Below are 6,344 nucleotides of genomic sequence, written 5' to 3' on the forward strand. Positions count from 1 at the left end.
AGACGAAGGTCTTGCCCGGCGGGATCTGCGGCTGGTTGAGGCCGCCCACCCCGTCCATGCCGTTGGGCAGGCGCTGGCCATGCCAGTGGATGGTGGTGTGCTCGGGCAGACGGTTGGTGACGAAGATGCGCACGCGGTCGCCCTCGACGACCTCGATCGTCGGCCCGGGCGACTGGCCGTTATAGCCCCAGAGCCGCGCCACCATGCCGGGGGCGATCTCGCGCTCGACGGGTTCGGCGACGAGGTGGAACTCCTTCACCCCAGCGTTCATGCGCCAGGGCGCCGTCCAGCCGTTGAGCGTGACGACCGGGTCGTACGGGCGGCCTGTGGGCGGGGTCAGCGGGGCCGCCGTGGCTGCGCTGGTCTGAATTACGGGCTCGGGCAGCGCAGCGAGCGCGGCGCGGTTGACGGTTCCGGCAGCGGCCAGCAGGCCTGCCCCGGCGAGAAAGCTGCGTCGGGTGGTCATGATCGTCTCCGGACAGGTCAGTGGCCAGCGCCGGCTTCTGCCGGCGATGCGCTTGATTGAAGGCTGATCGGTGCGATCGGCTGGCCGAGCAGGCTGGCCTTGAGCGCGGCCTCGGCGCGCCAGAAGTCGCGTTCGGCTTCGATCGCCTGCACCACGCTGGCCGACTGAGCGCGGGCAGCGGCAAGCAGCTCGAACACACCGATCAGCATCCCGTTGTACTGGAGCACCGACTCTTCGGTAATGTTCTGACGCAGTGGAACCACCTCGCTGCGGTAGTGGCGCGCGAGGTCGTATGCACTGCGGTAGCCCTCGTAGGCCACGCGGACCTGGGAGCTGGCGTTATTGGCAACCTCGAGGGTGCGGTTGAAGGCCGAGAGATAGCGGGCCTCACTGCCGGCGCGGGCCGCATCGCCGAAGTCGAACAGGGGCAGCGGCAGTTCGACTTCGAAGCCGCGCTGCGACGACTCGCCGGTCTCGCTGTTGCGCACGCCGGCCACATGCAGGCCGTTGACCACGCTGGTCACCTGCGTGAGGCCCAGGCTCTTCGCCGTACGCTCGAGGTCGGTGCGGGCGATGCGCACATCGAGCCGGTTGTCGAGCAGCGCCGCGCCGGCGGTCGCTTCATCGATCGGCGCCTCGGGCAAGGCCGGCAACTGATCCGGTAGGCGTAGCGCCTGCGCCTGGCTCGGGGTCAGCCCCAAGCGCTGGATCAGCGCCTCGCGCGCGGCGGTGGCGTTCTGACGGGCGCGGATCAGGTTGGCCGTCTCCTCGGCGGCCAGCGCCTGCTCGCGGGCGCGCTGCAGGCGGCTGAAGTTGCCCGTGGCCTGCATCCGACGCGCGAGTTCGGCAGCGGTACCAGCGGCCGTGGCCACTTCCTCCCGGTAGTGCGCGACCTGTCGCGCCGCGACCGCATCGACCCAGGCCTGGCGCACCTCCGTGACGGTGCTCAACAGCGCAATCGAAGACTGCAGCCGGGTCTGCTGCTGGCGGAACTCGGCCTGCTCCAGCCGTGCAGGCAGGAACAGCAGGTCGAACAGCGAGATGCCGAGCGAACGGCCGATGTCGAGTTCGCGCCCCTCGGCGCCCGAGCGAAACAACCGCTCGAAGGTGAACACCGGATTGCCGATGCGAGCGGAACCGGTCGCATCCGCCGAGGCCACGGCGGCTTCCGCCAGCAGGGACTGGAAGGCCGGGCTGTAGCCGAGCGCGATGCGCACCGCGTCGTCAATTGCGAGCGGCTGGGCCAGCAGCCGATCGACCTCGGTGCGCATCGCCTCGCGCTCGGGGTCCGAGCGCAGCCAGCGCACCTCGCTGCCCGTCTGCTCGCGCGCAAAGCGCTCAACCTCGGCGAAGTTCTCATCGATCGCAACGCTGGCACACCCGGTCAGCACGGTAGCAGCCAGCAAGGATATGGGGAGACTGCCTCTCATCGCTCGCCCCCTTTCGACGACGGCGCGAGGTGGCCCATGTGCCCGCCCAGGCGTCTGGCCTCGTCGTTGGCATCCTTCCACGACCGCAGGGGCTCATCGACACGGTAGGGCCGATATTCGTTCAGGGGCGAGCGATAGACCGGAAGGGGCTGAGGCTTGGGTTGCTCACTCGCTGGGGCAGTCTGGGTCGCGCCGAGCGCGGGGTCAGCGGGGCTTGATGGCGAGGAGGACTCGGCCTGCGCGCCCGACACGAGCGCCACGGCGACGGCCAATCCTCCACCGAGGTGGATGATTCGTCTCTGCATGGGGAATGTCTCTTTGTTGGTCTTGTGTTGAACCGGACGCAGAGCGACCGACGAACTCGCCGCTCCGCGTCTCAATGCTCAGTTGGGCATCGCCGGCTTGGCGGCCGGGTGCATCTTCATCATGTTCTGCATCATGCCCATGTGCTCTTGCATCATCTTCATGTGCTCCTGCATGAGCTTGGGATCCATCATCATGCCGCCCATGGGTCCAGCCCCGGGTCCAGGGCCACTACCCTTCATCATCGGACCAGCCCCCATCTGCCCCCCCATCATCGGGCAACCAGCGGGGGTGCCCTGCGATGCAGCCTCCAGGGCCTTGACCTGCTCTTCCATCAGGGCCATGCGACGTTCCGGGTTGGTCTCGGCACGGATCGACTTCATACGTTCCTGAAGCGCGGGGACACTCGCTGCGGGCGGCCAGGCCTGCACCGGATCGGTCGTCTGCGCGACGACCGGACTGCCATGCAAGGCTGCAGCCAGAGCGACGACGGGCATGAGCCCGGCGAGACGGTACAAACGCAGTTTCATGATCGATCTCCCATTGGTCGCGGGGTTCCGTCGCGGTACGGAACGCTGTGCCACGCAGAGCATCTTGCGCCCGCCTGCCTGTCGTTGGCCTGACCTGGAAATTACATTTCTGTAAGCCCGGGGGTTATCCAGCACCCCGGGCGCAAAATCGGGCACAGTCAGCACGAAGCGCGTAGGAGCGAAACAATGAAAATTCTGATCGTCGAAGACGAAGTGAAGACCGGCGACTACCTCCGCCAGGGGCTCACCGAAGCCGGGTTCGTCGTCGACCTTGCAAGAGATGGCCTCGATGGGCTCCACCTCGCACTCAATGGCGATTACGACCTCATCGTGCTGGATGTGATGCTTCCGTCGCTGGACGGCTGGGGCATCCTGCAAACACTGCGTCGCAGCAGTCGTGAGACCCCCGTGTTGTTCCTGACTGCCCGTGACCAAGTTGAGGATCGGGTCCGTGGTCTTGAGCTCGGCGCCGACGATTACCTGGTCAAGCCCTTCGCGTTTTCCGAGTTTCTCGCGCGCGTTCGCACGCTGCTGCGCAGGGGAAGAAACCACGAACCGGAGACCCTGCGCTCAGCGAACCTGGAGCTCGATTTGCTTCGCCGCCGGGTGAACCGATGCGGGCAGCGCATCGATCTGACCGCCAAGGAGTTTGCCTTGCTTGAACTGCTCCTGCGACGCAAGGGTGAAGTATTGCCCCGCTCACTCATCGCTTCGCAGGTGTGGGACATGAACTTCGACAGCGACACGAACGTGATCGAAGTTGCCGTGCGCAGGTTGCGCGTAAAGGTCGACGACCCCTTTGAACCGAAGCTGATCCACACCGTGCGGGGTATGGGCTACGTGCTCGAGGCGATGGAGCCGATCTGACGATGACCCGCATTCACTCGCTCACGGCGCGACTGGCAACACTATTTGCCGTCCTCGCTGCGAGCCTGCTTGTGCTGGCAGCGATGCTCTTTGGGCGCATGTTGGACATGCATTTCCAGGAGCTGGACATGCACGAGTTGCAGGGCAAAGTCACGCTCATCCGCAACGCCCTGCAGAGTGCTGGCGTGACAGGGAGGCGACCGGAACGCATTGAGGCGCTCGAACGCTCCTTCGTTGGCCATGAAAGTGTCGGTGTCCTGTTTCGCGACGGCGAGGGACGCGTCCTGTACATCATCCATCCCGAGCATTTCACCGCTGCCCAGCGGGCAGGCGAACGCCTCTCTGGCGCGTTGGCCGACTGGACAGTGGATGAGCGCCCCCATCGAGGGATTGAGGTCAGCATCGCGCTACCGACCCTCGGGTCGAGGGACCAATCGATCGAGGCGCTGGTCGCACTCGATCTATCGCATCACGTCCACTTCCTCGCGTCGGTGCGAAATGCGACGTGGGCGGGCGTCGTCGTGGCGGCCTTGGCGGCGGCGCTATTGGGCTGGTTTGCCGCGCACCGAGGCCTCGCCCCCCTGCGCCAGGTCACCGAGACCGCCCGTAAGCTGTCTGCACGGCAACTCGCCGAGCGTCTCACCATCGATGATGCCCCGCTGGAGGTGCGCGAGCACGTCGACGCCTTCAATGGCATGCTCGCTCGGCTCGAAGCCGCTTTCCAGCGCCTCGGCGACTATTCGGCGGACATTGCCCACGAACTGCGTACGCCGATCTCGAACCTGATGACCCAGACCCAGGTCGCGCTGTCGCGGCCACGCACCATCGACGAATATCAGGACATCCTGGCGTCGAACCTCGAGGAATACGAGCGCATCGCACGCATGGTCAGCGACATGCTGTTTCTCGCCAAGGCCGAGGAGAACACCCTCGCGCACGCGGGCGAGGCGATCGACCTGGCCCGCGAGGCGGATGCGCTGATCGATTTCTACGAAGCCTTGGCCGAAGAGGGCCAAGTCCGCATCGTGCGCCAAGGCCAAGCGAGCGTTCAGGGTGATCGCCTGATGCTGCGGCGCGCCTTGTCGAACCTGATTTCGAATGCGCTTCGTCACACACCGAAAAATGGACAGATCACGATCAGGGTCGACGCGGACGCAGCCGGCGTCCGTCTCGCCGTTTGCAATGTCGGCGACCCGATACCCGCCGATCAGATCGAACGGATTTTCGAACGCTTCCATCGCGGTAGCGCCCAGCGCGAGTCTCGCGGTGAAGGCGCAGGGCTCGGACTTGCGATCACGCGTTCCATCGTCCAGGCCCACGGTGGGCAAATCACTGCGCACTCCGCTGAAGGTGTCACCTGCTTCACGATCACCTTGCCTCGCCACGAAGCCTCATCGCCTTCCTGATTCGGCGAAGTCGACCGGGGCCCAGACTGTCTGACGGAAATGTAATTTTTAGGTCAGCTTCCCGTTGGGCTCGAAGTGCCAAACTGTGCCTCGACGCCATCAACCGGAAGACGAACATGAAGACGAAGACTTTGCTCGGCGGGCTCTTGGCAAGCCTGATGATCATGAGCGGCGCAGCGTTTGCGCAGGGGCCCGTACGTGTGGAGGTCTACAAGAGCGCTTACTGCGGGTGCTGCGGGAAATGGGCCGAGCACCTGAGAAAGAACGGCTTCGATGTCGTGACGAAAGACGTCGACAATGTCCCCGCAGCCCGCAAGGCACTGGGCATGCCGGACCAATACGGCTCGTGTCACACGGCCAAGGTCGGCTCCTACTCCGTCGAGGGGCACGTCCCTGCGGACGACATCCGACGACTCCTCTCCGAGTCCCCAAAGGCCATCGGACTGGCTACGCCGGGCATGCCGCAGGGGTCGCCGGGAATGGAGACCTCGACCCCGCAACCCTATGAGACGCTTCTGGTCGGGCTTGACGGAAGCGCGACGGTTTTTGCCCGACACTGACGGCAAAGCTGGTGAGTATCGGCTTTAAGAGCGCAGTGCCGGCAATCCTACGAATCACGCTGGCCTCAGCTCGCTCTATGGCTAGTTCCGGAGCTCACCGGTCGCTCGAATGACGACTCGGCTACTACCATGTGTGGCAGCAAGTGGCCGGACAGAGACCTCCAGCTCCTTCTAAGGGGTGCGGGGGAACGCTGCAAACCGACTACTACCGTCTCAACCCGACCCACAAGAGACACTCATGGCGTAGCTGGTCCTGTGGCAGGTCTCTGTGTGAAGCAGGCAGCCCAACGCACATAGGCCACGGGCCGCTACTGTTCAGCTTTGTTCGACGCCTGCCCCTGCCTCGTGCCGATGAAGGTTCGACCCGTGCCTGTGGGCAGGCGTTGGACAAAGCCCGGGGGAGGAAACCGCGAAACGAGGCGAGGCTGTTCAGTCGGGGCTCGGCGTTATGGGCATTTGAGCGCCGCCCAATCGCGCAGGTACGCGATGTGCGTGGTGCTGCGCCAGGCGCCGCGTGTTGCGTGAAGGCGTTGCCCGCCCTCGGTTGCGCGGGCGAGGTCCGCGCGGCGCGGCTTGTGATGTGAATGCCAGTGGCGGGCGCAGCGGGTCTTGACCAGGCCCGTCCGAACGGGTGCTGGCGGAAGGCTGCGGGCGCGGAAGCGATGCCCGGTCATGAGGTCACCCCACGGAGTGGTGGCGCGCGGATCGTCGCACCCCGAGCAAAGGTTTCGATCACGCGCATCACCGATCCACAGCAGCGACACACGAAGCCGGTGGTGGGC

7 protein-coding genes are annotated in these 6,344 nt (G+C 65.3%); 3 read left to right on the forward strand and 4 right to left on the reverse strand.

The window, feature by feature from the left end; translation table 11 throughout:
* From RBT54_RS17965 to RBT54_RS17980, 4 genes are all read right to left on the reverse strand, one after another.
* The coding region (locus RBT54_RS17965) for a multicopper oxidase domain-containing protein (RefSeq protein WP_320368371.1) at nt 1–466 on the reverse strand (466 nt) is incomplete at its 3' end.
* 17 nt (nt 467–483) lie between these two features.
* Entirely contained in the window at nt 484–1,896 is a 1,413-nt protein-coding gene (locus tag RBT54_RS17970) for a TolC family protein (protein ID WP_039920777.1), read from the reverse strand.
* Nucleotides 1,893–2,201, reverse strand: a complete 309-nt coding sequence (locus RBT54_RS17975; RefSeq protein WP_002943428.1) for a hypothetical protein — start codon at nt 2,199–2,201, stop codon at nt 1,893–1,895. The genes RBT54_RS17970 and RBT54_RS17975 overlap by 4 nt, the downstream gene beginning before the upstream one ends.
* Nucleotides 2,202–2,279: 78 nt before the next feature.
* The gene (locus tag RBT54_RS17980) at nt 2,280–2,729 is read right to left on the reverse strand and encodes a hypothetical protein (RefSeq protein WP_320368372.1); all 450 of its coding nucleotides are present in this window, start codon (nt 2,727–2,729) and stop codon (nt 2,280–2,282) included.
* A gap of 186 nt (nt 2,730–2,915) precedes the next feature.
* On the opposite strand from RBT54_RS17980, the gene RBT54_RS17985 reads away from it, so the two are divergent.
* The 3 genes from RBT54_RS17985 (at nt 2,916) to RBT54_RS17995 (ending at nt 5,562) form a co-directional block, all read left to right on the forward strand.
* The gene (locus RBT54_RS17985) at nt 2,916–3,596 is read left to right on the forward strand and encodes a heavy metal response regulator transcription factor (RefSeq protein ID WP_320368373.1); all 681 of its coding nucleotides are present in this window, start codon (nt 2,916–2,918) and stop codon (nt 3,594–3,596) included.
* A gap of 2 nt (nt 3,597–3,598) precedes the next feature.
* A complete protein-coding gene (locus tag RBT54_RS17990) occupies nt 3,599–5,002 on the forward strand; it encodes a heavy metal sensor histidine kinase (protein ID WP_320368374.1) in 1,404 nt (467 codons plus the stop codon).
* A 116-nt stretch (nt 5,003–5,118) separates the two neighbouring features.
* Nucleotides 5,119–5,562 (forward strand): DUF411 domain-containing protein, encoded by a 444-nt coding sequence (locus tag RBT54_RS17995; RefSeq protein ID WP_320368375.1) that lies wholly within the window; start codon nt 5,119–5,121, stop codon nt 5,560–5,562.
* Nucleotides 5,563–6,344: the final 782 nt, after the last annotated feature.

The sequence above is a fragment of the Thauera sp. genome, from assembly GCF_034003485.1.
GTDB lineage: Bacteria > Pseudomonadota > Gammaproteobacteria > Burkholderiales > Rhodocyclaceae > Thauera.